The organism is [Clostridium] scindens (assembly GCF_019597925.1).
Lineage (GTDB): Bacteria > Bacillota > Clostridia > Lachnospirales > Lachnospiraceae > Clostridium_AP.
Map to the genome: position 1 here is coordinate 3247118 of NZ_CP080442.1, position 26450 is coordinate 3273567.

The window sequence follows — 26450 nt, forward strand, 5'->3', positions numbered from 1 at the left end:
GGCCCTCATGGACCGCTCTTTCTATTGCTGTATTCTATTCTTTTATATGCTCCGTGTGCAGCAGCATGTGTGCCTTATGGGAATTTGGCTTCTCAAGATATTCATCATATATCCGTACGATGTCCCGATTCTCATGGGAGAACCGGACATTCGCGCCTGCATCCAGCATATACAGATTCTTTCCTCTGTCGTATGCCCTCTCTTCTCCATCGTGGATTGGCTGTCCGCCGCCGCCAACACAGCCTCCCGGACATGCCATGACTTCCACGAAGTCATAATGGACCTCTTCCCGCTCAATCCGCTTCAGCAATGCTCTGGTATTTGCCAGCCCGCTTACCACGGCGGTCTTCACCGTAATATCATCAATCGTGAAATCAGCCTCTACCACGCCGTTATTCTCCTGGAATCCAGGACTTCTGACAACCCGGAACGCGTCTACATCCGGATTCTCGCTCTTAAGCAGGTAGTATGTGGAACGAAGGGCCGCTTCCATTACGCCGCCCGTAGCGCCGAAGATCACCCCTGCGCCTGAGCCTTCCTGCATAGGCGCGTCGCTCTTAATATCTTCCAGCGTATCCGGACTTATATGGGCAGAGCGGATCATTTTGATCAATTCCCTGGTAGTGATCACCGCGTCAACGTCATGGCCCGCGTATTCGCCGTAGAACAGTTCCATCTCCCGCTCATCCTTCTTGGCTACGCAAGGCATGACAGAGACAGTATAGACCTGTTCCGGGGATACGCCTATCTTTTCTGCAAAATAGGTCTTCATAATGGCCCCAAACATCTGTTGAGGAGATTTTGCCGTTGACAGATACTTCACCATGTACGGGAACTGAGACTTGACGAAACGTACCCAGCCTGGACAGCAGGAGGTGAACATGGGACGATCCTTCAGTTCGCCTGCGGTAAACCGCTTCAAGAACTCTGTTGCCTCTTCCATGATCGTCAGATCCGCGGAAAATGCCGTATCGAATGCATAGTCTACTCCCATTCTCTTGAGCGCGTCCAGAATCTTTCCTACCGTTGCTTCTTCCGGATCAAGGTTGAGTTCCTCGCTCCAGGCAGTCCGCACCGCAGGCGCTACCTGCGCGATCACGATCTTATCCGGATTGGCGATGGCATTCCATACTTTCTCCGTATCGTCTCTTGCACGAAGCGCGCCTACCGGGCAATGGGTAATGCACTGGCCGCACAGAGAGCAGTCCGCCTCCTCGATGCATCTGTGGCCGCCTACGTTGATGGTCGTCCTTGAGCCCGTGCCTTCTACATCCCATACGCTAAGTCCCTGTATCTTATCACATACTTGTACGCAGCGCATGCATTTGATACATTTGGAAGAATCACGGATCAGAGGAAAGTTCTTATTCCATGGCTGTCTCTCAATCTCGGATTTATACGGATTATCAAATATATTTAAGTCGTTTGCAACCTTCTGCAGGCTGCAGTTGCCGCTTCTTGGGCAGGTCACGCATTCACAGTCATGCTGTGAAAGTATCATTTCTACCGTCGTTCTTCTGTGGCGGCGCACCTTCGGGCTGTTGGTATGGATCACCATGCCGTCTTTTGCTACATTGTTGCAGGATGTAATCAGACGATCTTTTCCTTCCAGTTCCACTACGCATACCCGGCAGGCCGCAATCTCATTGATACCTTTCAGATAGCACAGTTTTGGGATCGGTATTCCATTTGCCGCGGCAGCCTCCATAATGGTGGTGTTCTCTTCTACAGATATTGCTTTTCCATCAATTGTAAGATTTACCATAATGTCTCTCTGCCTCCCTTAAATATGCCATAGCCAAAATGGTCGCACCGCAGGCAGCGGAATGCTTCCTGCTTTGCTTCCTTCTCGGTCATGCAGTTCTCTACGCCCTCAAAGTCGCATACCCGCTCGCAGGCCTCACGTTCTGTAAGGTTAACCCTGCCGCACGGGGTACGATCCTCCAAATGGGCTTCAGGGATCTCAACATCGCAGGAAATCTCATGATGGTAGCCCAGATATTCATCGATGTTGGCTGCTACCACCTTTGCAGCCGCGATCGCCTTGATTACGGATGCCGGCCCGCTAGCGCAGTCTCCTCCGGCAAATACGCCAGGCATATTCTCGAAGGCTCCTGAACTCTTTGTGACAATCTTGCCCCGCTCTACCGGAATTCCCGATTCTTCGAAATGGCGGGTCTCGATATTCTGTCCGATCGCAACGATCAGCACGTCGCACGGGATATAGACATCCTCCTCGCCGGTAGGCTTGATGCTTGCCCTTCCGTCGCGGATCGCGCTGACCATCTGCGGCGTTACATAGATGCCTTTTACATGGCCTTCTTCATTTACGTCAATGGCTGCCGGCGCCTTTAGCGTCTGCAATTCAATGCCTTCTGCCACGGCACCGTCAATTTCCCCCGGAAGAGCCGTCATATCGGCAACTCTTCTACGATAGACGATGCTTACCTTCTTGGCCCCCAGCCTCTTTGCAGTACGGACTGCATCCATGGATACGTTGCCGCCTCCGATGACCGCAACTTCCTTGCCGGATAAGTCCATAATCTCATTCTTTCCTACATTCCTGAGGAACTGGACTGCTGACAGCACGCCATCGGCCTCTTCCCCTTCCAGCCCCAATTTCTTGTCCGTGCTGGCGCCGATGGTGATCAGTACCGCGTCATACTGCTTGCGCAGTTCCTGGATGGTGATGTCCTGTCCAATCTTAAGGCCGTATTTTACCTGGACGCCCGTCTTCAGGATGCTGTTTACGTCTTCCTCCAGCCGGTCTTTCGGAAGACGGTAGTTCGGTATGCCGTAGCGAAGCATTCCCCCCAGTTTTGGAAGCATCTCGTATACGGTTACCTGGTGCCCCATCAGCTGAAGATAATAGGCCGCGCTCAGTCCTCCCGGACCGCCCCCGAGTACGGCTACCTTCTTGCCTGTGCTTTTCGCGCATGCCGGCGGGTCCACTTCCCCTGCGAAATCCGCCGCCACTCTCTTCAGTCCCCGGATGTTGATGGAATCGTCCACCATGTTCCGCCTGCATCTTGCCTCGCATGGATGCTCGCATATAAAACCGCATGTGGTAGGGAATGGGTTGTCCTTGCGGATCAGCCGGATGGCATCCGCATACCGCCCTTCCCCGACCAGGGCCACATACCCTGGTATATCTACGTGCGCCGGACATAAGGATACGCATGGAACCGGCTGGTTATATGTACATGTGCAGCGTCCGTTCTTAATGTGCTCCACATAATCGTCCCGGTATCCGATCAGCCCTTTATACACCATATTGGCCGCCTCGTACCCTATGGCGTAGTCTGCCGACTCCATGATGGACAGGGCTGTCTGTTCCATGATATCCAGCGTCTCCATGGTTGCCTTACCATCAAGAACATCCTTGATGAAATGATTCAGCTGCCCCAGGCCGATTCGGCATGGCACGCATTTGCCGCATGTCTGCGCATGGCATAACTCCAAAAATGCCCGCGACAGGTCCACCGGACAGAGTCCCGGTGGACTCGACTCAATTCTTCGCTCTAAATCCTTATATAGTCCTTCCATGACTATCTTGGCTCTTTTCGGCGAAGCAATCTCTAACCTACTCATTATAACATTCCCTTCTTCATTAGTTATTCTGCTTTTGCAGTCAATTCTATATTATAGCACTCTGCTTTTTTCTTGTAAGCAGTTTTCCATAAGTAGATTATTTAACTTTCTGGTCATTATTTTAACGAAAATGAGGACAAAGGTTTCCCTCTGTCCTCATACATTTTTCTCTGCCTTACTCTTTTGACTGATACAGCCCCCACCAGTACAGAAGCGGTATAATATATCCAAAGATCGTGATAAATGTAAATGTGCCGTCAACGATAGTCATTATGGTGGATATAACCATCAGGCCTGTATAGATGCCTGCCGTGATCACGGCACCTTTAAAGTTCTTTCCGCCTCTTCCAAAGAAGCCCGCCAGGATACAGCAGATTGTGCTGATAAGGGACGTCGCGATATTCACAGGATTCATCGCTGCATCGATCAGGCTCTGATCAATCAGTCCGCTGACTTGTGACATGGTCGCATATCCAATGATGCTGAATACCAGTCCCAGTATCCCAAAGATAATCATCAATATAGATACCACTTTCAATAATTTGTTAGGTCTAAACATACTCTCTTCCTCCTTGATACTCTTTAGATTTGTCTTAGTGCTTCTATCGGGCTCATCCTTGCCGCCTTTCGCGCCGGATAGATTCCAAATAGAATTCCTACGCCGCAGGAGAATCCTGTGGTGAGAAGGATCGCTGGCAGCGACAGCCTCGCTGACAGGCCTCCTATCTTAAGCGCGGCCACTCCATAGGAGATTCCCGCTCCTATAAGAATGCCGATAATTCCTCCGATGCCGGACAGTATCGCCGACTCGCATAAGAACTGCACTACGATAGAAGATGTCTTTGCGCCCAGGGACTTGCGAATCCCTATCTCCCTGGTTCTTTCGGTTACGGACACCAGCATGATGTTCATAACGCCGATTCCGCCTACCAGAAGGGATATGCCGGCTACAAAGGCAATAAAAGCCGTCACGCCATCCAGGACAGCGCCCAGCGTGCTTGACATATCCAGTTCCGCCTGCTTGCTAAACAGGTTGTCGCCATCGTTCATATGTCTGGAATCCAGAACCTGGCAGGCCGCTTTTGCTACAGAATTGGAACTCTGGCCGGACTTTAGGTACAGGGTTGCCGCGGAGAAATTCTCCGGGGCCTCCCCCCATGCTTCCGAGACGGTATATGGCGTCTCTATATAGATGGGCATCTTCATGCCAAACATCTCCATTGCCTCATTATTCGCTGCAATCAGTTCATCGTCCATATCCCTGACGCCCATAACCTGGAACGTGACAATAGTGCTATCCACCGTCACATCCAGTTCCATGCCTACAACATCTATATTTCCAAACAAGGCGATGGCGCTGCCTTTATCAATAACGCATACCGGACTTGCATTCTGCATATCATCCTCGTCAAAATACGATCCTCTTACAACAGGGTCCTGGACTGGATCCTTGCCTGCATCCGGCGTAGTGAGCGTCAGATAAGCGTCAAAACTGCCCTTTCTGGTAGCGACGCTTCCCTGGCTGCTTGCACTGCCGACCACGCCGTCTACGCGGTCTGACAGCCGGTCTTTCATCGCCTGCATATCCTCCCAGGTTATCAGCTGGAGATTGTCCGTCTCCTCTTCATCCACCTTGACGGTTACGCTTTTCGGCTCATCCGTCTCCATGACATCCGCTTTTAATCCATTTCCAATAGAGATGATGGTTATGACGGACGAGATGCCGATTATGATTCCCAGCATGGTCAGGAACGAACGGCCCTTATTCTCCTTAAGGTTATACAGAGCCATCTTGATATATTCGCCAAACTGTCCCATCCTCTCACTCCTTATCAGCCGTTCCGGCCTTTACGCCTGCGCCGGAGGCCTTCATTCCTTCTTTTATGCTGCCGGAAGTATCAGATACGACTTCGGTGCCTTCCTTCACGCCTTTGACGATCTCCACCTTGCTGTTGGACGCTATGCCAAGTTCGACAAACTGTTTTTTAACAGTCCCATTCTGTATAATATATACGAAACCTCCATCAGTAGAAGTGTTCACCACCTCGTTTGGCAGGCATACCACATTCTTTTTCTCAGCCACGGTTATGGCAACCTTGCCGCTGACGCCGATTACGATATCATCATCTGCATTATCGATGCGTATCTTCGCGCCGATCGTGGGATTTCCCTTTTCATTGGGCAGCGCGATCTTATCCACGGATTCCAAGGTCCCCATATAGGAAGCCTTTCCAATCTTGATGGTCGCCTTGCTGCCGACTGCCAGATTATCAAAATCATTGGCCGGAACTTCCAGAATTACATTCACACTCTTGTTATCCACAAGTGTAAATAACTCCATTCCCTGAGCCGCTTCATTTCCTTCCAGCGCCTTCACGTCGGATATGATTCCGTCAAATTCCGCCTTCAGCCCCTCGCGTCCCTTTGCAAGCAGTTCCTCAGTCGTCAGCTGGGCAAGTTCCGCCAGATTCTCCGTCGTCCTCAAGTTATTCAGCTGCGCGCCTGTAAGGCTGGTATCCGTAGGCACGCCGCGACTGTTTTCCATCTCTGCCAGGCTGGCTTTCAAAGAGTCCAGCTCCGCCTGTGCCTGGATCAGCGCCTCGCTCATGCCCCCGTCATCCGTAGCGCCAATGCTGTTATACTGCTGCTCTAATGCCCGATACTTGGTTGACAGGTCTGCAATCTCATTGGTTAGCGTGTTGGCCCAATTCAGCTTATCTGAGTATCCAGGGCTATTACTGTCCATTCCATCCAGTTCCCGCTGCAGATTCTCAAGTTCCGCCTTTTTCGCATCCTGGGCATCCAGATTCTTCTGCATCTCTTCCTTCAATTGGGCCGCCTTCTGGGCATTGGACGCTGCAGCGCTTCCCGCATTCTGTGCCGCTTGGGTAAGGCTGTCTATATCTGCCTGCTTCTGCTGAATCTGGTTCTTGAGATTCTGGATTCCCGCCTCCACCTGTGCCTGGGTCTGCGCCTGAGTCTGCGCTGCCCTGCCACTCTGCTCGATCGCATCCTGGCTGCTGTACTTCGCGGACAGCGTATTCAGTTCCGACTGCTGGTTATCCCGTTCCAGGTTCGTTGTATCAAAACTTACCAGCAGGTCCCCTGCTTTCACTACCTGGCCCACCTTCACATTACACTGGGCAATCGGGGCATTAACCGGGCAGTAGAATACCTTCTCCTTATCGCTGCCTACCGTTCCTGTAGTGTTATATACCTGTCTGACGTCTTCTCTTTCAGCCTTTACCGTCTCCATCTGGCCGCCTTTGTCGGCCTTTTGTCCCGATGCCATGGCTCCGGCGACTCCGATGACTGCCACAACGCCGATCACCGGTATAATGGCCCATGGCGGGAGCTTCTTCTTCTTTCCTGATGGCGCTGCAATTGCCTCCAGCTCATCCAGGGAATCGAAGTCTCCCATATCATCCAGGCCTGCTTTGGCCTGCATCTGTAATTCTTCATCTTCCTTCTTGCTCTTCTTAAACATCCGCTTCTTCCCCCTTGCCTGTCTTAACCTTGCCTGTCACGTCCCTGCCCTCCAAATTCCTGCCGGCATCGTCATCGCTTTTATACTCCTCGTTCATATAGTCTTCCACGATCTTCCCGTCCTCCAGTCTTACAACCCTTCTGGACTGGGCAGCGATGTCCGGATCATGGGTAATGACGATCACCGTCTTGCCTGCTTTATGCAGTCCTTTCAATATCTGGATAATCTCGGCAGTTGAATGAGAGTCCAGGTTGCCGGTAGGTTCATCTGCCAGGATCACCGGAGGCCTGGCCGCAATTGCCCTGGCTACCGCAACTCTTTGCTGCTGGCCTCCGGACATCTGGGATGGCCTGTGCTTCATTCTCTTTTCCAGTCCCACCATGCAGAGTGCCTTTTTGGATACCAGTCTTCTCGTCTTCCTGTCTATTCCTCTGTATATCAACGGAAGTTCCACATTACCGATTGCATCCAGATTCTGTATCAGGTTGAATCCCTGGAAGATGAATCCGATCGTCCGGTTCCGGATCTCTGAGAGTTCATTGTCCGTCATTGACAGGACATCTTCCCCATCCAGGTAATATTTCCCTGCTGTCGGAACGTCAAGGCAGCCCAGCATATTCATCAGGGTAGATTTGCCAGAGCCCGAGTGGCCGATGATCGCCACAAACTCGCCCTCGCAGATGGTAAGGCTTACGCCGTCAAGCGCGCGGACTTCATCCTCCCCCGGATTGTAAATCTTATACATATCCTTAATCCGAATCAATTCTTTCATATTTTTCCTCATCTACGCTTCTACTGTTCTAATGTATTAATACAATTAATTATACACAAAATAGAAATAATTTCAATAATAAAAAAGATATTTAATAAAAAAACGCACCCTGATTTCTCAGGATGCGTGATATTTTAAATCTGCGATTATACAAGTTCCAGAAGAACTTCCATTGCTGCATCGCCCTTACGCTGGCCAATCTTTACGATTCTTGTGTAGCCACCTTTACGGCTCTCATACTTTGGAGCAATCTCATCAAAGAGTTTTGCAACAAGGTCAACTTCCTTGGTGTTTTTCTTTCTTCCAGCTGGTGTTGTCGGAACGTCTTTTACCGGGTAAAGAACCTTCAGCATCTGACGACGTGCATGAAGCCTGCTTGGCAGATCCTTCTTGATCGTCTTGTCAACTTCATCGTATACGGTAACTCTCTTGCCGTCTACAACTTCTTTGACTCTCTTGCCGTCTTTGTCCTTACGGGCAACTTTTGCCTTTACGGTAACTTCTTCGAAGTTATCCTTCTCTTTTACAGCTGATGCAATAAGGCCTTCTGCAATCTTGCGTACTTCTTTTGCCTTTGCCTCTGTGGTAACGATTCTGCCATTGTTGATCAGCGCTGTTACCTGGTTTCTAAGTAATGCTTTTCTCTGGCTTGAAGTTCTGCCGAGTTTTCTATATCCTGCCATTTTCTAATCCTCCATTAATTAACACTTGGTTATGCTTCATCGGGCTTACTAGCCAAATGCTCCGCCGCGCTCTTTGGGCTTACCGGCGGAAATTGTCTGTTTAGGTGTATCCTATTCTTCGCCATGACTCAGGCTTAAGCCTAACTCATCTAATTTTGCAAGTACTTCTTCCAAAGACTTGCGTCCCAGGTTACGTACCTTCATCATATCTTCCGGAGTCCTGTTTGTCAGTTCCTCTACGGTATTGATTCCTGCTCTCTTCAGGCAGTTGTAAGAACGAACCGATAACTCTAATTCGTCGATGCTCATCTCAAGCACTTTTTCTTTCTCGTCATCTTCCTTTTCAATCATGACTTCGGCGGCCTGGGCCACTTCAGACAGATCGATGAAAAGTTTCAGATGCTCGCTCAATACCTTCGCAGCAAGGCTGACTGCCTCGTCCGGAAGAAGCGTGCCGTTGGTATATACGTCTAGCGTCAGTTTGTCAAAGTCTGTAATCTGTCCAACACGCGTGTTCTCTACCGTCAGGTTAACACGTTCCACTGGGGTGTAGATAGAATCAATCGGAATTACGGCGATTGGTAATTCGTCGTTTTTATTCTTGTCAGCGCTAACATATCCCCTGCCTCTTGTAATGGTAAGTTCCATGTAAAGCTTGCTGTCTGCCCCGCCATTCAATGTTGCGATAACTGTCTCAGGATTCATGATTTCGATATCCTGGTCAACCTGGATATCGGCTGCGGTAACTACGCCTTCTCCTTCGAACTCGATGTAGGCTGTCTTTGGCTCATCTGTTTCAGATGTGTTCTTGATAGCCAGTGACTTCAAGTTCATGATAATCTCAGTAACATCTTCCTTAACACCCGGAATCGAACTGAACTCATGAAGAACGCCGTCAATCTTCACCTGGCTGATTGCTGCGCCCGGCAGTGAAGATAGCATGATTCTTCTAAGAGAGTTTCCTAACGTTGTACCGTAACCCCTCTCAAGAGGTTCTACAACAAATCTTCCATACTTTTTATCTTCTGAAATCTCAGTTATTTCAATATTGGGTTTATTAAAATCAAACACTAAGTCCACCTCCTGTGGTGTTACGGGTTATTATTTAGAATATAATTCGACGATTAACATCTCATCTACAGGAACATCAATCGCTTCACGCTTTGGAAGTTCTTTTACTGTTCCCTTAAGGTTCTCGAGATCCGCCTCAAGCCAATCCGGAACCAGACGTCCGCCTGTAACCTCTACGATTTCTTTATATCTTGGAGAACTTTTGTGTTTTTCTTTGATTTCGATAACATCGCCTGCCTTAATCAGGTATGAAGGGATGTTGATCTGCTTGCCATTTACAAGAATATGCTTGTGGTCAACGATCTGTCTTGCCTCGCGTCTTGTTCTTGCAAGCCCTAAACGAAATACTACGTTATCCAGTCTGGACTCAAGCAGAACCATCAGGTTCTCGCCTGTCATTCCGCTCATGTGGGAAGCTTTCTTGAAGTAGTTTCTGAAAGGCTTCTCTAATACGCCATAGATGAATTTTGCTTTCTGCTTCTCGCGGAGCTGAAGTCCATACTCGCTCATCTTTCTATTGGATCTCTTTAACTGTCTGTTAGATTTTTTGTCAATTCCCAAGTATACAGGATCCATTCCAAGGGATCTGCATCTTTTGAGAACCGGAACTCTATTTACTGCCATGTTTTTGCTTTCCTCCTATTTCAATTCGGATAAATACAATCCGTCAACGTTGTTACAATCAGATCATTAGACTCTTCTGCGCTTCGGCGGACGGCAGCCATTGTGTGGTACCGGAGTAACGTCCTTGATGCTTGTTACGTCGATTCCGCATGCCTGAAGGGCACGGATTGCTGCTTCTCTACCTGAACCTGGTCCTTTAACCATAACGTCAACTGATTTCAAACCATGTACTAATGCTGCCTTGGCTGCTGTCTCAGCTGCCATCTGTGCTGCATAAGGGGTAGATTTCCTTGAACCTCTAAATCCCAGACCGCCTGCACTTGCCCATGAAAGAGCATTTCCCTGTGCATCTGTTAATGTAACGATCGTGTTATTAAAAGATGACTGGATGTGTGCTTGTCCGCGTTCAACGTTTTTCTTGACACGTTTTTTTGTCACTTTCTTTGTAACTTTCTTTGCCATAATAAAACTAACCTACTCTTTCCTTTTTATTGTTTATTTCTTCTTGTTTGCTACTGTTCTCTTAGGACCTTTTCTTGTTCTTGCATTCGTCTTAGTCTTCTGACCACGAACCGGAAGTCCTTTTCTGTGACGGATTCCTCTATAGCATCCGATTTCCTGTAATCTCTTGATGTTCAGAGCGATCTCTCTTCTAAGATCACCTTCTACCGTCTGGGTCTCATCAATTACTGCGCTGATTTTCTTTACATCTTCATCTGTAAGATCTCTGCAGCGAATGTCAGGATTAACTCCTGCCTCTGTCAAAATACGGGTTGCGCTTGTTCTGCCAATTCCATAAATATAAGTTAATCCGATTTCAACACGTTTGTCTCTTGGTAAGTCTACACCTGCAATACGAGCCATGTGATTTTCCTCCACTTTCTGTTTTCTTGGTTGTTGCGCTCAGACGCGCCGCGTAAGATTCGCGCACGTCTTAAAAGTTTACATATCGTCTTTAATAGGGGCTTGCGCTTTGCTCGCCCAGGTACGTTTCGGTATCCGTACCCTTTCCGGCCACCGTATATCCATAGATACCCGGTAATGACGGGCCGGCATTATAAGCAATATACGAGGAGTCTCACCGGCTAAAGGTGTTTCCTTGTATATTTCAAATAGTCTACACGCTTCCTGGCGTGTCTACTATCAGCCGCCTAAATAATGTTCGCACAAACTTAGCCCTGACGCTGTTTATGCTTTGGATTTTCGCAGATTATGCGAACGCTTCCTTTTCTCTTAATTACTTTGCATTTTTCGCAAATTGGTTTTACTGATGATCTAACCTTCACGTCAAATCCTCCTTTCATCCATTGCTCTGCCTTAAAGTTCCACGCTTTCCAGTCATTAAAAGTGCAACAAAAGTAAAAGCACCCAGAAACGCGCTTATACATTATAGCACTCTTGATCAAGCAAAGTCAATAGATATTTTCCATTATTTATCTCTCCAGATAATCCTTCCCTTTGAAAGGTCATATGGGGATAATTCCAATGTAACTTTATCTCCCGGCAATATCTTGATGAAGTTCATACGCAGCTTGCCGCTGATATGGGCCAGCACCTGATGGCCATTCTCCAATTCCACCTGGAACATCGCGTTTGGCAATTTTTCTACTACAGTTCCTTCGATTTCAATTACGTCAGCTTTTGACATATCTTAAATCCTCCTATCTCTCTTCTTCCTTACTAAATTCTTTAAGTATCCGTTTAATTGCTACATCATCACAAGCGGCGACATCCTGTTTCCTGCATATAGCCTGGACATGCTTTTTCTTCTTCTTTTTCAGATGTCCCAAGGTTCTAATTCTGCCATCCGCTAAATATACATATGTCTCATCGACGTCTATTATAACGTAAACCTTTCCTGCGTCATGACCCGCTTTTGATTTTGCCAGCATTCCTATTTCGTATCTGTCCATCCTGCGTCCTCTTAAATCACTTTGATAAGGTCAAAAGTTTGGGTTCGTTATCTGTGATCAATACCGTATTTTCATAATGAGCCGACAGGGAATGGTCTCTTGTCACGACCGTCCAGTCATCATCCAGCCAGTCGACTTCCCAGGTTCCTGCATTAATCATGGGCTCTATGGCAAGCGTCATTCCGCTTTTGAGCTTCACGCCCTTCCTGTTCATCTCATAGTTCGGTATCTCCGGGGCCTCGTGAAGGGCCGTGCCGATTCCGTGCCCGCACAAGTCGCGGACGACTCCGTAACCCTTTTCACTGGCGTATCTGCCAATTGCTGCCGAAATATCAAATAGATAATTGCCTTCTTTGGCATATTTTATACCTTCAAAGAAACTTTCCCTTGTCACTTTAATCAAGTCTTCTGCTTCTTTGCTGATCTCTCCGATGCCGTAAGTCCTTGCGGCATCGGAATGATAGCCCTTATAGATCACGCCTGCATCCAGGCTGACCACATCGCCGTCCTGAAGGATGCGGTGCCTGTCAGGAATTCCATGGACCACCTCGTCATTCACTGACACGCAGATGGAAGCTGGATATCCATTATAATCAAGGAAAGATGGGATGCACCCATAACTCCTTATGACTTCCTCTCCCAGCTGATCTATATCCATGGTACTCATTCCCGGATGCAGGGCCTTTGCTAGTTCATCATGAACAATCTCTAATATACGTCCGGCTTCTGTCATTAATTCAATTTCTCTGGCCGATTTTATAGTGATTGGCATGTTCCTACGCTCCTAATATCTCTACAATTGCCTGGAATACATCATCAATGTCTACCGTACCATCAACGGTCTTAAGGATTCCGGCTTTTGTATAGTAGTCGATCAGTGGCTGTGTCTGCTCATGGTACACATTCAGACGCTTCGTTACCGTCTCCGGCTTGTCATCATCACGCAGAATCAATTCTTTGCCGCATACATCGCAGATACCCTCCGCCTTTGTGGGGGCATACTCGAGATGGTATGTAGCGCCGCATCCTACGCACGCACGGCGTCCTGACATACGGCGTACGATATTTTCATCCGGCACGTCGACATCAATCGCATAATCCATCTTTTCTCCCAGGTCTGTAAGCGCCTTATCGAGTGCCTCCGCCTGCGGTATCGTCCTCGGGAACCCGTCCAGCACGTATCCGTTCTTGCAGTCCTCCTGCTTTACGCGGTCCACGACAAGATCTACCACCAGCTCGTCGGGTACCAGAAGTCCCTGGTCCATGTACGTCTTGGCTTTTTTGCCCAATTCCGTTCCATTCTTAATATTCGCTCTGAAGATGTCGCCTGTTGAAATATGAGGAATACCATACTTTGCGGCAATTTTCTTTGCCTGAGTTCCTTTGCCCGCTCCTGGCGCGCCTAACATGATTATTTTCATATACGTTCCTCCTTATAGCATTTTAACCCGCGAAAAAAATCCCGCGAGTCAAAATGTTAGTTATTTAAAAATCCCTTGTAGTTACGTACAAGCATCTGTGATTCAATTTGCTTCAGAGTCTCCAATACTACACTGACAATAATGATGAGGGAAGTGCCGCCAAATGATACCTTGGCTCCCAGCCATCCATTAAAGAGAATTGGGACAACCTGTACAAGTACAAGTCCGCATGCTCCGATAAAGATAATGTAGTTCAGAATCTTTGTCAGATATTCAACCGTTGGCTTGCCCGGACGTATTCCAGGGATGAATCCGCCGCTCTTCTTCATATTATTCGCGATCTCCAGCGGATTGAATGTAATTGAAGTATAAAAATATGCGAAGAATACTGTCAGCACGATATACAGGAGCAAGCCCCATGTATACTTAAGCTGTTCCGGATTGCACCAGTTGCTCTGGTTTAATCCGCGCAGAATCTCGCTGCCGATTCCCGATCCGTTGCCTTTCCCCATAAAGGAAGCAATCACTACCGGGAACTGCATCAATGATGATGCGAAGATAATCGGAATTACGCCTGCCGTATTGACTTTCAGCGGAATGTTCGTTGACTGTCCGCCGTAGGTTCTTCTTCCGACTACTTTCTGGGAATACTGCACTGCGATCCTTCGCTCACCGCTCTGGAGAATAACAACGAATACGACGAGTGCTACGATAATCGCCAATATGATCACAACTGCAAGTGCTGCTGATGCGATCGGCTTGCCCTTTACAAACTGTTCGAACAATGAAGTCATATCGCTTGGTATTCGTGATATGATATTGATTACCAGCACGATGGAAATACCATTTCCAACGCCTTTTTCCGTGATTCTCTCGCCAATCCACATCAGGAATGCGGAGCCGGCCGTAAGTGTCAGAACTACAATTGCCGCGTTCACAAAATTATATTCTACCAGAAGTCCCTGGCGGCCAAACCCTACTGCCATCGCAAGGGATTCGATCAATGCCAGCGCGACTGTTAGATAACGCGTGATCGCAACAATCTTTTTCCGTCCATCTTCCCCTTCCTTTTGCATCTCTTCCAGTTTTGGAATCGCAATCGTAAGAAGCTGCATAATGATGGATGAAGTAATGTATGGCGTGATACTCAGAGCAAATATTGACATCTGCTCAAAAGAGCCACCGGTGAAAGCGTTAAACAAGTTAAACGCCTCACCAGTGTTCTGTGCAAAAAATTGCTGAATATAATTGGAGTCTACCCCCGGTGTTGGCAACTGTGATCCAATTCTTATTACGATTAACATCAAAAACGTATATCCGATCTTCTTGCGAATATCTTTGATATGAAATGCCTTTCGGAATGTCTCTAACATTAGATCACCTCTGCTTTTCCACCTAAAGCCTCAATTTTAGCTGCAGCGCCTGCGCTGAATGCATTTGCCTGTACGGTAAGCTTCTTTGTCAGTTCGCCGTTTCCAAGGATCTTGACTCCATCCTTTGGATTCTTGACGATGCCCTGCTCGATCAGCGTATCTACAGAAACAACTGCGTCATTATCAAATACTTCCAGAGCGCTCACATTAATACCAATGATTTCTTTAGAGTTTCTGCAAGTGAACCCTCTCTTTGGTATTCTTCTATACAATGGCATCTGGCCACCTTCAAAACCAGGTCTTGTTGCTCCTGAACGAGCCTTCTGGCCTTTATGTCCCTTACCGGCTGTCTTGCCATTTCCAGAACCGTGTCCACGTCCTCTTCTGAAGTTATCATTGTGCTTTGCTCCGTCAGCAGGTCTTAAGTTTGATAAATCCATTGTGACACCTCCTTATCTGAATTTTTATTACTATGCTTCTTCTACTTTTACCAGGTGAGATACCTGTTTAATCATACCTCTTGTTGCTGCATTGTCTGGCAGTTCAACTGTCTTGTTTACTTTTCTCAAGCCTAAAGCTTCTACAGTCTTCTTATGCTTTGGTACAGCACCAATTGTAGATTTCACTAATGTAACCTTTAAATTTGCCATCTTAATCTACCTCCTTAGCCTAAGATCTCTTCAACAGATTTACCGCGAAGCTTAGCCACTTCTTCCGGAGTCTTAACCTGGCGTAAGCCATCGATTGTAGCCAGAACTACATTCTGCTTATTGTTGGAGCCAAGAGATTTTGTACGGATATTCTTGATTCCTGCCATCTCGATTACGGCACGCGCCGGACCGCCGGCGATTACTCCAGTACCTTCCGGAGCCTTCTTAAGCAGTACGGAAGCGCCTCCGAATTTGCCGATAAAATCATGTGTAATACTTTCATTATCATCCAATGCTACAGTGATAAGGTTTTTCGCTGCGTCTTCTTTTCCCTTGCGGATTGCTTCCGGGATTTCCGTCGCTTTTCCCAAGCCTGCACCAACATGGCCATTACCATCGCCAACAACTACTAAAGCTGTGAATCTCATATTACGGCCACCTTTAACAACTTTGGTTACACGCTTAATTGATACCACTTTTTCATTTAGCTCTAACTGACTAGCATCAATACGTTCTTGTTTCATGTGTGCTCCTCCTTCTAGAAATTCAATCCAGCTTCTCTTGCTGCGTCTGCTAATGCCTGAATCTTGCCCTGGTATATAAAGCCGCCTCTATCAAAGACTACATCCTTAATACCCTTTTCAATTGCCTTTTCGGCAATTACTTTTCCTAAATATGCTGCTGCATCAACGTTGTTAGTTTTTTCCAATTCTGCCTTCACATCTTTCTGAAGAGTGGAAGCGGAAACCAGAGTATTTCCAACTGTATCGTCAATAATTTGAGCATACATATGATTATTGCTTCTAAACACAGCTAAACGTGGGCACTCAGGCGTGCCACTTAAACGGTTACGTATTCTTCTGTGCTTCTTTACGCGAACTTCACTTCTTGATTTTTTGCTAACCATTTTCACACTCTCCTTACTTATTTCTTACCAGTCTTACCAACTTTACGTCTAATAACTTCATCAGCATATTTAATACCTTTGCCCTTGTATGGCTCAGGTCTTCTCTTATCTCTGATTTCAGCTGCGTATTGGCCTACTTTTTCTTTATCGATACCCTTAACGATAATTTTGTTCTGTCCTTCCATTACCGTCTCAACGCCTTCTGGGTCAATCATCTCTACTGGGTGAGAGTATCCAAGACTTAATGTCAACTTGTTTCCTGATTTTGCTGCTCTATATCCAACACCGTTTACTTCCAGAACCTTCTGGTATCCGTCTGTAACGCCAACAACCATGTTGTTGATCAGTGTTCTTGTAAGACCATGAAGAGATTTCATCTTCTTTAAGTCGTTCGGTCTTGTTACAACAATTTCGTCGCCTTCCTGCTTGATTTCCATCTCTACCGGAAGTTCTTTTTCAAGTGTTCCCTTTGGACCTTTTACAGTCACTTTGTTATTCTCTGCAATCTCAACAGTTACTCCTGCTGGAACTGCGATTGGCAGTCTTCCTATACGTGACATACCTTTTCCTCCTTAACTTAAATTCTCGGAAGAGCGGCTTTGTGTGGCTCTTCTGTTTTCAGTTACTTCTTTGTTTGTTTTGATTATTTTTTTATACAGCTACATGTTCCGTGCGCCTAGGCTTAGGAAACTGTTGGAAGTTCTTCTCGCTAAGCTCGATAATACCTCGCTAAGCTCCAAGAACGGTCTTCTCACTAAGTTCATCCCGCGCTTCGCTTGGGATTCTCTAAGTGTTCAGTACCTACCATACGTAGCAGAGTACTTCTCCGCCTACGCCCAGTTTTCTTGCTTCTTTGTCTGTGATTACGCCATGGTTTGTTGAGATGATTGCTGTTCCAAGTCCGCCGAATACCTTCGGTACGTCAGCGCTTCCAGCGTAAACACGAAGTCCTGGCTTAGAGATTCTCTTAAGTCCCGTGATTACCTTCTCGTTCTTATCTGCGCCGTATTTCAGCGTAATACGGATGGTCTTGAATATTCCATCTTCGATGATGTCATATTTCTCAATATATCCTTCATCCAGTAAGATGCTAGCGATAGCAAGCTTCATCTTAGATGATGGTACATCTACTGTATCATGTTTAGCAGTATTTGCATTACGGATTCTTGTAAGCATATCTGCGATTGGATCACTCATAGTCATTTGTCCTATACCTCCTTCATTATGAAGTTCTCTTCACTAACGCTCAGAGAACGGCCTGCTCACTAAGTTCGGCTCCGCCTCTCTAAGTGTTCAGTGCCTACCAACTAGCCTTTTTAACGCCTGGAATCTGTCCTTTATATGCCAGTTCGCGGAAGCAAACACGGCAGATGCCATATTTTCTCAAATATGCATGTGGACGTCCACAGATTCTGCAACGATTGTATTCTCTTGTAGAGAATTTCTGCTTGCGCTGCTGTTTTAATTTCATCGCTGTCTTAGCCATAATTTACCTCCTTATTTTGTAAATGGCATGTTGAACTGTGCTAGCAATTCACGCGCCTCTTCGTCTGTTTTTGCAGTCGTGACAAAGATTACATCCATTCCTCTTACCTTGTCAACCTTATCATACTCGATCTCCGGGAAGATAAGCTGCTCTTTGATGCCGAGGGCATAATTTCCTCTTCCGTCAAATGCGTTAGGGTTAACGCCTCTGAAGTCACGTACACGAGGCAGGGCGAGGTTGATCAGACGATCAACGAACTCATACATCTTCTCTCCACGTAATGTAACCTTGCATCCGATTGGCATACCTTCTCTTAACTTGAAGTTAGCAACGGACTTCTTTGCCTTGCAAATAACTGCCTTCTGACCTGTAATCTTCTCAAGATCAGCAACTGCTGAATCTAAAAGCTTAGCATTATCTTTTGCTTCGCCAACTCCCATGTTGATAACAACCTTTTCGAGTTTTGGCACTTCCATAATATTTTTATAACCGAACTTTTTAGTCAATGCGTCAACGATTTCGTTCTGGTATTGTTCTTTCAGTCTACTCAAAGCACTGGACCTCCTTCCTCAAATTAATCAATTACTTCGCCTGTTGATTTTGCGTAACGAACCTTCTTGTCACCATCCATCTTGATGCCCACTCTGGTTGCTTTTCCCTTGTGAACATACATTACGTTGGAAATATCGATAGGTCCTTCTTGATGAATGATGCCGCCATTTTGATTGGAAGCACTTGGTTTCGTGTGCTTTGTCAGCATGTTGACTCCTTCAACAACAACCTTACCATCTTTCTGGTCAATGGCAATAACCTTGCCTTCTTTGTCTTTATCTTTTCCAGCGATCACCTTTACAGTGTCGCCCTTTTTGATTTTTAACATAGACATCTTTCGCGCACCTCCTTATAGTACTTCCGGAGCCAGGGACACAATTCTCATGAACTGCTTGTCACGGAGCTCTCTCGCTACTGGCCCGAAGATACGGGTTCCTCTTGGTGTCTTATCATCTTTTATAATTACAGCAGCATTTTCGTCAAAACGGATGTATGAGCCATCTTTACGACGAGTACTCTTTACAGTACGAACAACTACAGCTTTTACTACGTCACCCTTTTTAACAACGCCGCCTGGTGTTGCATCTTTAACGGTCGCAACGATTACATCGCCGATACTTGCATATCTTCTTGTTGAACCACCAAGTACGCGGATACACAGTAATTCTTTCGCACCTGTGTTGTCTGCTACTTTCAGTCTGCTTTCTTGCTGTATCATGCAGGTTTCCCTCCTTATACTATTTCACTTTTTCCATAACTTCAACAAGTCTCCATCTCTTATCCTTAGATAATGGTCTTGTTTCCATTACTTTTACTTTGTCGCCAATGTTGCATTCATTTGCTTCATCATGAGCTTTCAGTTTGTAAGTTCTCTTTACAATCTTCTTGTAAAGCGGATGTTTTACATGATCTTCAACTGCAACAACTATGGTCTTATCCATTTTATTACTGATAACCTTGCCCACACGGGTTTTTCTAAGATTTCTTTCCACAGTCTATACTCCTTTCATTGTGAATGAAGTTCTTTTTGCCAAGCCTGACAGAACCTCGCTAATCACTATTGTCCTGCCTTTTCAGTAATTATCGTCTGAATTCTGGCAATGTTTTTTCTGACTTCCTTGATTCTGCTTGTATTGTCTAACTGGTTCGTTGCATTCTGGAATCTCAGGTTGAAAAGTTCCTTTTTAGCAGCTACTAATTCTTCATTCAATTCTGCAGCTGATTTTGTTCTTAAATCTTCTACAAATTCATTAATTTTCACTGTTATCACCGCCTTCTAAGTCTGCGCGAGAAACTATTTTACATTTACATGGCAGCTTATGAGTTGCCAGACGAAGCGCCTCTTTTGCAACTTCTTCTGATACGCCTGCGATTTCAAACATAACGCGTCCCGGCTTAACAACCGCTACCCAGTATTCTAAGGTTCCTTTACCAGAACCCATACGTGTCTCAGCTGGTTTCGTAGTTACAGGTTTATCTGGGAATATCTTGATCCATACTTTACCGCCACGCTTGATATAACGAGTCATAGCGACACGGGCAGCCTCGATCTGGTTGGAACGGATCCAGCATGGCTCCATTGCAACGATACCATATTCACCATTTGTAATCTTGTTTCCACGAAGCGCCTTGCCCTTCATGGAACCACGGAATTGTTTACGACGTTTTACTCTTTTTGGCATTAACATTATTTATCGCTCCCTTCCTTTGCTGCTTTTTCCGGAAGAACTTCGCCTTTGTAAATCCAAACCTTAACACCAACTTTTCCATAAGTTGTGTCAGCCTCAGCGAATCCGTAGTCAATGTCTGCTCTCAGTGTCTGAAGCGGGATGGTTCCCTCGCTGTAGAACTCTGTACGGGCCATATCGGCTCCGCCAAGACGTCCTGATACAGATGTCTTAACACCAAGCGCTCCAGATTTCATTGTTCTGGACATGCAGGATTTCATTGCACGTCTGAAAGAGATACGGTTCTCAAGCTGTAATGCGATATTTTCCGCTACCAGCTGAGCATCTTTATCCGGTCTCTTGACTTCTTTGATGTCAACAACAAGCTTCTTATCTGTAAACTGAGCTAACTCGCCTTTTACTTTCTCAATCTCTGCTCCGCCCTTGCCGATTACTACGCCAGGCTTTGCTGTATAGATAATGATCTTAACGCGGTCGGATGCTCTTTCGATCTCAATCCTTGAAACACCGGCGCTGTATAATCTCTTCTTAAGATACGTTCTGATTTCATGGTCTTCTACTAAGTAGTCTGCGAAGTCTTTTTCAGCATACCATTTAGAGTCCCAGTCTTTGATAATACCGACTCTCAAGCCATGAGGATTAACTTTTTGTCCCATGATTGCCCTCCTTATCTTTCATCAAGCACAAGTGTAATGTGGCTCATTCTCTTCTCGATTCTGTAAGCCCTTCCCTGTGCTCTAGGTCTGATTCTCTTCATTGTTGGTCCTTTGTTTGCATAAGCCTCTGCAATATAAAGATTTTCAGCATTCATACCGTTGTTATTCTCAGCATTTGCAATTGCTGACTCTAATAATTTCTTTATTAAACTAGAAGCATATCTTGGATTATAAGTTAAAATACCAAGTGCTGTCGTTACATCCTTACCTCTGATGGCATCTAATACGAAACATGCTTTCTGAACAGAAACTCTTGCGTAAGACAACTTAGCAGAAGGTCTTGTATCTTTGTTAGCATTTCTTTCTCTCTTGATTTGGGATCTATGTCCTTTAGCCATGGATGAACCCTCCTTTCACAATGTAATTATCTAACTTTTGATTTCTTTTCGTCTTTTCCATGTCCTCTATATGTCCTTGTAGCAACAAACTCGCCGAGCTTGTGTCCTACCATATCCTCTGTTACATATACAGGTACGTGTTTTCTTCCGTCATGAACTGCAATTGTATGTCCAACCATGCTTGGGAAGATTGTAGAACGGCGGGACCAAGTCTTGATGACAGACTTATCTCCGGATGCGTTCATTGCATCAACCTTCTTAAGCAGGCTTGCGTCTGCGAATGGTCCTTTTTTAATTGAACGTGCCATAGGTTCTAACCTCCTTGTAAACTGTATTATTTGATCGCTTTACCATCTCTTCTTCTTACAATCATCTTGTTAGAAGCTTTGTTTTTCTTTCTTGTCTTAAGACCAAGTGCTGGCTTGCCCCAAGGCGTGCATGGACCCGGACGTCCGATTCCAGTCTTGCCTTCGCCACCACCATGCGGATGGTCATTCGGGTTCATAACAGAACCACGAACTGTCGGTCTGATACCCATGTGGCGCTTACGTCCTGCTTTACCAATGTTGATCAGGTTGTGATCTCCGTTTCCTACAACTCCAACGGATGCTCTGCACTGGATCGGAACCATTCTCATCTCTCCTGATGGAAGTCTTAAAGTGGCATACTTGCCTTCTTTCGCCATCAGCTGAGCGCTGTTTCCTGCGGAACGAACCAGCTGTCCGCCCTTTCCAGGATAAAGTTCGATATTGTGAATCTGAGTACCTACCGGGATCTCAGAAAGCGGAAGGCAGTTGCCAACCTTTACTTCGGCCTCTGGTCCATTCATAACCTTCATGCCGTCTGTCAGTCCCTGTGGCGCGATGATATATGCTTTTTCACCGTCTTCGTAGCAGATCAGAGCGATATTGGCTGATCTGTTCGGATCGTACTCGATACCGATTACAGTTGCCGCAATTCCGTCTTTCCTTCTCTTGAAGTCGATAATTCTATATTTCTTCTTAGCTCCGCCTCCGCGGTGTCTAACTGTGATTTTACCTTGATTGTTACGTCCTGCCTGTCTGGTCTTTGGAGCCAGTAAAGACTTCTCTGGCGTTGTCTTGGTGATCTCTGAGAAATCAGAGCCAGTCATCTGTCTTCTGGAAGGCGTATATGGGCGATAAGTTTTAATTCCCATGATAGTTCTCCTTTCGATTGTTTATTGTCACGGTTTCTATCCGTATGATTACACGAGTTTTATTCTCAGCGCTCAGTTCCTATAACCCCTCGAAAATCTCGATATCTGCGCTGTCCTCTGTTAACTGAACAACTGCTTTCTTAGACTTTGCCGTCTTTCCGAACTGCATTGTTCCGCGGACTCTCTTCTTCTTGCCAGCGTAGTTCATTGTGTTAACGCTTTTTACCTTTGTGCCGTTAAACATCTTCTCAACCGCTTCTTTTACCTGAGATTTGGTTGCTTCCGGGTGAACCAGAAATGTGTATTTCTTTTCTCCCATAAGTTCCATACTCTTCTCAGTTACAACTGGCTTAAGGATTACATCATAATATTGAACGTTAGCCATTATGCGTACACCTCCTCAATATTGGCAACAGCAGCTTTCGTTGCGATTACTGTGTTGTACTTCAAGATGTCGTACACATTGATCGTATTAGATCTTGCAGTCTTAATGTCTGCAATGTTTCTTGCGGAAACTTCTGCATTTGTATTTCCATCTTCTAATACTACTAATGCTTTGGATACATCTAAATTCTTCAGGATATTTGCAAAATTCTTCGTCTTGATCTCATCAAGCTTGATCTCATCAACAACGATGAACTTCTTCTCTTCTACCTTTGCTGTGAGAGCGGATTTAAGAGCTGCTCTCTTCTCTTTCTTATTCATCTTGAATGAATAGTCTCTCGGTACTGGAGCAAATACTACTCCACCGCCTGTCCACTGCGGAGCCCTTGTAGAACCTTGTCTTGCGTGACCTGTTCCTTTCTGTCTCCATGGTTTTCTGCCGCCGCCGGAAACTTCAGAACGTGTCTTCGCTTTCTGTGTTCCCTGACGTTTATTTGCAAGCTGGTTTACAACTGCCATGTGTAAAAGGTGCTCATTGATCTCAACACCAAATACCGCATCGCTTAAATCCATCGTACCAACTTCTTTGCCTTCGATATTATAAACAGATACGTTAGCCATCTTACGTGTCCTCCTTCCTTCGCCTAGCCTAGTTAGCCTTTACTGCTTCTTTAATAGTTACTAAAGATTTCTTCGGTCCCGGTACAGAGCCCTTCACTAAAATCAGGTTGTTCTCTGCGTCTACACGGACGATCTCAAGATTCTGAATCGTAATCTTCTTGCTTCCCATGTGTCCCGGCATCTTCTTTCCTTTGAATACCTTGCTCGGATCAGAAGCCGCTCCATTGGAACCTGCATGACGATGGAACTTAGAACCATGTGTCATTGGACCTCTGTGCTGGCCGTGCCTCTTGATCGCGCCCTGGAATCCCTTACCTTTGGAGATTGCCGTAGCATCGATCTTGTCGCCTGCCTCGAAGATATCTGCCTTGATTTCCTGTGCAAGTTCATATTCTCCTGCATTCTCAAACTTGAATTCTCTTACGAATCTCTTTCCTGAAACGCCGGCTTTTGCAAAATGTCCCTGCTCAGCCTTTGTCACGCCATGGCGATGAGCGATCTCTTTCTTGCCGCTCTTATCCTTGTTTACAATCTTGTCTTTCTTGTCAACGAATCCAACCTGAACTGCATCGTAGCCATCGTTTTCAACAGTCTTGACCTGAGTTACAACACACGGGCCAGCCTGAAGCACTGTTACAGGCGTCAATGTTCCGTCTTCGCTGAAGATCTGAGTCATTCCGACTTTTGTCGCTAAAATAGCTTTCTTCATTATAATTACCTCCTGTGATTTACAGCGGAACGCTTGTGCAAGCGCTCATCCTAAATTTTAGGAATTACTGTGTTTGTTTGTTGATGTTCGATTTACTAGGCTCGAAAACACCTCGCCAAGTTCCCTCGAACTAAGTTCGCACTAGATTCGTAAATTACCTCATCAAGTGCTCTACTTATTTTTCATTTTGATATCAATGTAAACGCCAGCCGGCATCTCTAATCTAGATAATGCATCCACAGTCTTCTGTGTTGGCGTGATGATATCAATGAGTCTCTTATGAGTCCTCTGCTCGAACTGCTCTCTGGAATCTTTGTATTTGTGAACCGCTCTTAAGATTGTTACTACTTCCTTCTTAGTTGGAAGTGGTACCGGTCCGCTCACCTGTGATCCATTCTTTTTTACAGTTTCGATGATTTTCTTTGCGGATGCATCAACCAGCTGATGATCATACGCTTTCAAAGTGATTCTCATTACTTGACTTGCCATAAAAAAAGTCGCCTCCTTTTCGTACTTTTAACTTCAGTACGACAAGCGGTGACTGTACACTCTCCCGTGTGTGTCGTGAGAAACTCACACGTTGTTACCACATCTCAGTGGCTGTTATAGTTTCGTACAGTGACTTGTCGCCAGTTTCCTAACTTGACATTCGCTCCACGGAAAACCTACTATATATAAGTAGCAACCTCGCGCTTCTACGCTATCAATGTCACAGCCCTCTTAGTATATCTGATGGAAAAGCATTTTGCAAGCCTTTTCGGGGAAATATTGTATTTTTTTCCATACAATATCAGTCTTTCCTTTACATTTTTCCCTTCGGCCCATGACTTCCTATTATATAGAAAAGAAAATTTTTTGTCAATCACCATCCAAAGAACGCCGTATTTGCGTTATTTAATTAACATTTATAGGTTCTCTACCCAGTTTTTGTTAGGCATTTTCGATAAATCCGATTGACTTTTTCTATAGAAATTGGTAAAATTAGAAAAAGAACAGATAGTATTAAATTTAACGAAATATATTCATATCGGGGTGCTTATATTTCAATATTATATAGTTGATTATCTGTTCCTATTTTTTTGATACATTTAAACAATCTGGAGGGATGAACTATGAACGTTATTATGATTTTACGTATCGTGCTGGGACTCTTTACATTAGTATCTTTAGGATTCTTTGTAAAAGACCTGCTTGCTCACAAAGAAGATTTTACAAAAGAAAAAGCCGTACCTTTAGCAATCATCGGTTGTATTACCAACCTGCTTGATACATGGGGAATCGGTAGTTACGCAACCACACAGGCCGGGTTCAAATTTACAAAGTCAAGCCCGGACGAGACAATTCCTGGAACACTGAATGTTGGAGATACATTCCCTGTATCATTGGAAGCATTACTGTTCTTCAGTTTCGTTGAGATCGATGCTCTTACCTTAGTATTAATGCTTGCAGGCGCTGTTGTTGGTGCTCTTGTTGGCGCTGGTATCGTTTGTAAATGGAATGTTAAGTATGTTCGTATCGGTCTTGGTGTTGGTCTTATGATTCTTGCAATCGTAATGGCTTGCAGAAATGCAGGTGTAGGACCTTTCGGTATGGCTGGTACAGCATTAGGCTTAACAGGAATCAAATTAGTAATTGGTGTTGTTGTTAACTTCTTCTTAGGCGCTCTTATGATGATCGGTGTTGGTCTGTATGCACCTTGCCTCGCATTAGTTAGTGCACTGGGAATGGAAGTTGGAACTGCTTTCCCAATCATGATGGGATCTTGTGCATTCCTTATGAACGCTGCTTGCTTCAAGTTTATCAAAGAAGGCAAGTACGACAGAAAGGCCGCTTTCTACTTGGCAGTATTCGGATGCATCGGCGTATTTATCGCTTACAAGGTTGCATGTATGTTCTCACTGAAGACATTGACTTACATCATCTGTGTAGTAATGGTTTACACATCTATCATGTTCTTCAGAGATGCTAAAAAAGCAGCATAGTTAGTAATCACATAGTTTATATAGAGATAGCCAAGGATGGTTCCTCGCGAGGAGCCATCCTTTTTTATTCCTTCCATCTGCATATTTAAAATTGCCTCAAAACACATCCCTTTTTTAGTAATTAGTCGGTATTTTGAATAAAAATGAAAATGGACTATTGACACTAGATTTCAAAAGTGATATATTTAAACCAACTTAAATGTACGACAACCAACGGCGGTTTCCCATTGGGAGGAAACTGCTTATTTTTTAAAACTGCCGCACATTAAGTTGTAACCGTTTTGGTTGTTATTGCAGTTACGCTA

39 protein-coding genes are annotated in these 26450 nt (G+C 45.5%); 1 reads left to right on the forward strand and 38 read right to left on the reverse strand.

From position 1 onward, the window contains the following. Positions 1-34: 34 nt before the first annotated feature. The 38 genes from K0036_RS15495 to rpsJ all read right to left on the reverse strand — a co-directional run bounded on the left by K0036_RS15495 (position 35) and on the right by rpsJ (position 24652). Positions 35-1765, reverse strand: a complete 1731-nt coding sequence (locus K0036_RS15495; protein WP_220430136.1) for a [FeFe] hydrogenase, group A — start codon at positions 1763-1765, stop codon at positions 35-37. Continuing rightward, complete coding sequence (locus tag K0036_RS15500; protein ID WP_220430137.1) at positions 1759-3591, reverse strand: NAD(P)-binding protein; 1833 nt, start codon at positions 3589-3591, stop codon at positions 1759-1761. Before K0036_RS15500 ends, K0036_RS15495 begins: the two co-directional genes overlap by 7 nt. A gap of 175 nt (positions 3592-3766) precedes the next feature. Continuing rightward, positions 3767-4150, reverse strand: a complete 384-nt coding sequence (locus K0036_RS15505; RefSeq protein WP_220430138.1) for a hypothetical protein — start codon at positions 4148-4150, stop codon at positions 3767-3769. 23 nt (positions 4151-4173) lie between these two features. After that, positions 4174-5409, reverse strand: a complete 1236-nt coding sequence (locus K0036_RS15510; protein ID WP_220430139.1) for an ABC transporter permease — start codon at positions 5407-5409, stop codon at positions 4174-4176. A gap of 4 nt (positions 5410-5413) precedes the next feature. Continuing rightward, a complete protein-coding gene (locus tag K0036_RS15515; protein ID WP_220430140.1) occupies positions 5414-7078 on the reverse strand; it encodes an HlyD family efflux transporter periplasmic adaptor subunit in 1665 nt (554 codons plus the stop codon). Beyond that, positions 7071-7850, reverse strand: coding sequence for an ABC transporter ATP-binding protein (locus K0036_RS15520; protein WP_025642253.1), 780 nt, complete (start codon positions 7848-7850; stop codon positions 7071-7073). The genes K0036_RS15515 and K0036_RS15520 overlap by 8 nt, the downstream gene beginning before the upstream one ends. A gap of 146 nt (positions 7851-7996) precedes the next feature. Further along, positions 7997-8533 (reverse strand): bL17 family ribosomal protein, encoded by a 537-nt coding sequence (locus tag K0036_RS15525; protein WP_025642252.1) that lies wholly within the window; start codon positions 8531-8533, stop codon positions 7997-7999. Positions 8534-8644: 111 nt separating this feature from the next. Further along, positions 8645-9604, reverse strand: coding sequence for a DNA-directed RNA polymerase subunit alpha (locus K0036_RS15530; RefSeq protein WP_025642246.1), 960 nt, complete (start codon positions 9602-9604; stop codon positions 8645-8647). A 30-nt stretch (positions 9605-9634) separates the two neighbouring features. After that, positions 9635-10228, reverse strand: a complete 594-nt coding sequence (gene rpsD / locus K0036_RS15535; RefSeq protein ID WP_009248179.1) for a 30S ribosomal protein S4 — start codon at positions 10226-10228, stop codon at positions 9635-9637. Between the two features lie 66 nt (positions 10229-10294). Next, a complete protein-coding gene (rpsK, locus tag K0036_RS15540; protein ID WP_004607272.1) occupies positions 10295-10690 on the reverse strand; it encodes a 30S ribosomal protein S11 in 396 nt (131 codons plus the stop codon). Between the two features lie 33 nt (positions 10691-10723). Beyond that, positions 10724-11092 (reverse strand): 30S ribosomal protein S13, encoded by a 369-nt coding sequence (gene rpsM / locus K0036_RS15545; RefSeq protein WP_025642243.1) that lies wholly within the window; start codon positions 11090-11092, stop codon positions 10724-10726. 308 nt (positions 11093-11400) lie between these two features. Beyond that, on the reverse strand, positions 11401-11514 hold the full coding sequence (gene rpmJ, locus K0036_RS15550) for a 50S ribosomal protein L36 (protein WP_005339020.1): 114 nt from the start codon (positions 11512-11514) through the stop codon (positions 11401-11403). A 143-nt stretch (positions 11515-11657) separates the two neighbouring features. Next, positions 11658-11876, reverse strand: coding sequence for a translation initiation factor IF-1 (gene infA / locus K0036_RS15555; protein ID WP_004607275.1), 219 nt, complete (start codon positions 11874-11876; stop codon positions 11658-11660). A gap of 13 nt (positions 11877-11889) precedes the next feature. Beyond that, positions 11890-12141 (reverse strand): KOW domain-containing RNA-binding protein, encoded by a 252-nt coding sequence (locus K0036_RS15560; RefSeq protein WP_004607276.1) that lies wholly within the window; start codon positions 12139-12141, stop codon positions 11890-11892. A 16-nt stretch (positions 12142-12157) separates the two neighbouring features. Further along, the gene (gene map / locus K0036_RS15565; RefSeq protein ID WP_025642239.1) at positions 12158-12913 is read right to left on the reverse strand and encodes a type I methionyl aminopeptidase; all 756 of its coding nucleotides are present in this window, start codon (positions 12911-12913) and stop codon (positions 12158-12160) included. A gap of 4 nt (positions 12914-12917) precedes the next feature. Then, positions 12918-13562 (reverse strand): adenylate kinase, encoded by a 645-nt coding sequence (locus K0036_RS15570; RefSeq protein WP_025642237.1) that lies wholly within the window; start codon positions 13560-13562, stop codon positions 12918-12920. Positions 13563-13618: 56 nt separating this feature from the next. Then, positions 13619-14935, reverse strand: coding sequence for a preprotein translocase subunit SecY (secY, locus tag K0036_RS15575; protein ID WP_025642236.1), 1317 nt, complete (start codon positions 14933-14935; stop codon positions 13619-13621). Beyond that, positions 14935-15375 carry a 50S ribosomal protein L15 gene (gene rplO, locus K0036_RS15580; RefSeq protein ID WP_004607280.1) on the reverse strand — a complete coding sequence of 147 codons (441 nt, stop codon included), beginning with the start codon at positions 15373-15375 and terminating at the stop codon, positions 14935-14937. The genes secY and rplO overlap by 1 nt, the downstream gene beginning before the upstream one ends. Positions 15376-15405: 30 nt before the next feature. Continuing rightward, on the reverse strand, positions 15406-15585 hold the full coding sequence (gene rpmD / locus K0036_RS15585; RefSeq protein ID WP_004607281.1) for a 50S ribosomal protein L30: 180 nt from the start codon (positions 15583-15585) through the stop codon (positions 15406-15408). Between the two features lie 14 nt (positions 15586-15599). After that, a complete protein-coding gene (gene rpsE, locus K0036_RS15590; RefSeq protein ID WP_004607282.1) occupies positions 15600-16109 on the reverse strand; it encodes a 30S ribosomal protein S5 in 510 nt (169 codons plus the stop codon). Positions 16110-16123: 14 nt separating this feature from the next. Next, on the reverse strand, positions 16124-16492 hold the full coding sequence (rplR, locus tag K0036_RS15595; protein ID WP_009248180.1) for a 50S ribosomal protein L18: 369 nt from the start codon (positions 16490-16492) through the stop codon (positions 16124-16126). Between the two features lie 17 nt (positions 16493-16509). Further along, positions 16510-17052, reverse strand: a complete 543-nt coding sequence (rplF, locus tag K0036_RS15600; RefSeq protein WP_025642234.1) for a 50S ribosomal protein L6 — start codon at positions 17050-17052, stop codon at positions 16510-16512. A gap of 241 nt (positions 17053-17293) precedes the next feature. After that, on the reverse strand, positions 17294-17695 hold the full coding sequence (gene rpsH / locus K0036_RS15605) for a 30S ribosomal protein S8 (RefSeq protein ID WP_004607285.1): 402 nt from the start codon (positions 17693-17695) through the stop codon (positions 17294-17296). A 97-nt stretch (positions 17696-17792) separates the two neighbouring features. Next, positions 17793-17978 carry a type Z 30S ribosomal protein S14 gene (locus tag K0036_RS15610; RefSeq protein WP_004607286.1) on the reverse strand — a complete coding sequence of 62 codons (186 nt, stop codon included), beginning with the start codon at positions 17976-17978 and terminating at the stop codon, positions 17793-17795. A gap of 11 nt (positions 17979-17989) precedes the next feature. Beyond that, positions 17990-18529, reverse strand: coding sequence for a 50S ribosomal protein L5 (gene rplE / locus K0036_RS15615; protein WP_004607287.1), 540 nt, complete (start codon positions 18527-18529; stop codon positions 17990-17992). Between the two features lie 23 nt (positions 18530-18552). Beyond that, the gene (rplX, locus tag K0036_RS15620) at positions 18553-18864 is read right to left on the reverse strand and encodes a 50S ribosomal protein L24 (protein ID WP_025642230.1); all 312 of its coding nucleotides are present in this window, start codon (positions 18862-18864) and stop codon (positions 18553-18555) included. 15 nt (positions 18865-18879) lie between these two features. Continuing rightward, positions 18880-19248 (reverse strand): 50S ribosomal protein L14, encoded by a 369-nt coding sequence (gene rplN, locus K0036_RS15625; RefSeq protein WP_004607289.1) that lies wholly within the window; start codon positions 19246-19248, stop codon positions 18880-18882. Between the two features lie 19 nt (positions 19249-19267). Further along, positions 19268-19522, reverse strand: coding sequence for a 30S ribosomal protein S17 (rpsQ, locus tag K0036_RS15630; RefSeq protein WP_004607290.1), 255 nt, complete (start codon positions 19520-19522; stop codon positions 19268-19270). A gap of 65 nt (positions 19523-19587) precedes the next feature. After that, the gene (gene rpmC, locus K0036_RS15635) at positions 19588-19791 is read right to left on the reverse strand and encodes a 50S ribosomal protein L29 (protein WP_004607291.1); all 204 of its coding nucleotides are present in this window, start codon (positions 19789-19791) and stop codon (positions 19588-19590) included. Continuing rightward, positions 19781-20218 (reverse strand): 50S ribosomal protein L16, encoded by a 438-nt coding sequence (gene rplP, locus K0036_RS15640; protein ID WP_004607292.1) that lies wholly within the window; start codon positions 20216-20218, stop codon positions 19781-19783. Before rplP ends, rpmC begins: the two co-directional genes overlap by 11 nt. Then, the gene (rpsC, locus tag K0036_RS15645) at positions 20218-20874 is read right to left on the reverse strand and encodes a 30S ribosomal protein S3 (RefSeq protein WP_025642227.1); all 657 of its coding nucleotides are present in this window, start codon (positions 20872-20874) and stop codon (positions 20218-20220) included. The genes rplP and rpsC overlap by 1 nt, the downstream gene beginning before the upstream one ends. A gap of 11 nt (positions 20875-20885) precedes the next feature. Next, entirely contained in the window at positions 20886-21272 is a 387-nt protein-coding gene (rplV, locus tag K0036_RS15650) for a 50S ribosomal protein L22 (RefSeq protein WP_004607294.1), read from the reverse strand. Between the two features lie 26 nt (positions 21273-21298). Next, positions 21299-21580, reverse strand: coding sequence for a 30S ribosomal protein S19 (rpsS, locus tag K0036_RS15655; protein WP_004607295.1), 282 nt, complete (start codon positions 21578-21580; stop codon positions 21299-21301). Between the two features lie 26 nt (positions 21581-21606). Next, positions 21607-22449, reverse strand: a complete 843-nt coding sequence (rplB, locus tag K0036_RS15660) for a 50S ribosomal protein L2 (RefSeq protein ID WP_009248182.1) — start codon at positions 22447-22449, stop codon at positions 21607-21609. 79 nt (positions 22450-22528) lie between these two features. Then, on the reverse strand, positions 22529-22834 hold the full coding sequence (rplW, locus tag K0036_RS15665; RefSeq protein WP_004607297.1) for a 50S ribosomal protein L23: 306 nt from the start codon (positions 22832-22834) through the stop codon (positions 22529-22531). Then, the gene (rplD, locus tag K0036_RS15670; RefSeq protein WP_004607298.1) at positions 22834-23454 is read right to left on the reverse strand and encodes a 50S ribosomal protein L4; all 621 of its coding nucleotides are present in this window, start codon (positions 23452-23454) and stop codon (positions 22834-22836) included. Before rplD ends, rplW begins: the two co-directional genes overlap by 1 nt. Before the next feature lie 28 nt (positions 23455-23482). Then, positions 23483-24163: a 50S ribosomal protein L3 gene (rplC, locus tag K0036_RS15675; protein WP_025642220.1), complete on the reverse strand. Its 681-nt coding sequence runs from the start codon at positions 24161-24163 to the stop codon at positions 23483-23485. Positions 24164-24334: 171 nt separating this feature from the next. Continuing rightward, positions 24335-24652, reverse strand: coding sequence for a 30S ribosomal protein S10 (rpsJ, locus tag K0036_RS15680; protein WP_004607300.1), 318 nt, complete (start codon positions 24650-24652; stop codon positions 24335-24337). 623 nt (positions 24653-25275) lie between these two features. On the opposite strand from rpsJ, the gene K0036_RS15685 reads away from it, so the two are divergent. Next, the gene (locus tag K0036_RS15685) at positions 25276-26145 is read left to right on the forward strand and encodes a sulfite exporter TauE/SafE family protein (protein ID WP_025642214.1); all 870 of its coding nucleotides are present in this window, start codon (positions 25276-25278) and stop codon (positions 26143-26145) included. Positions 26146-26450 lie beyond the last annotated feature (305 nt).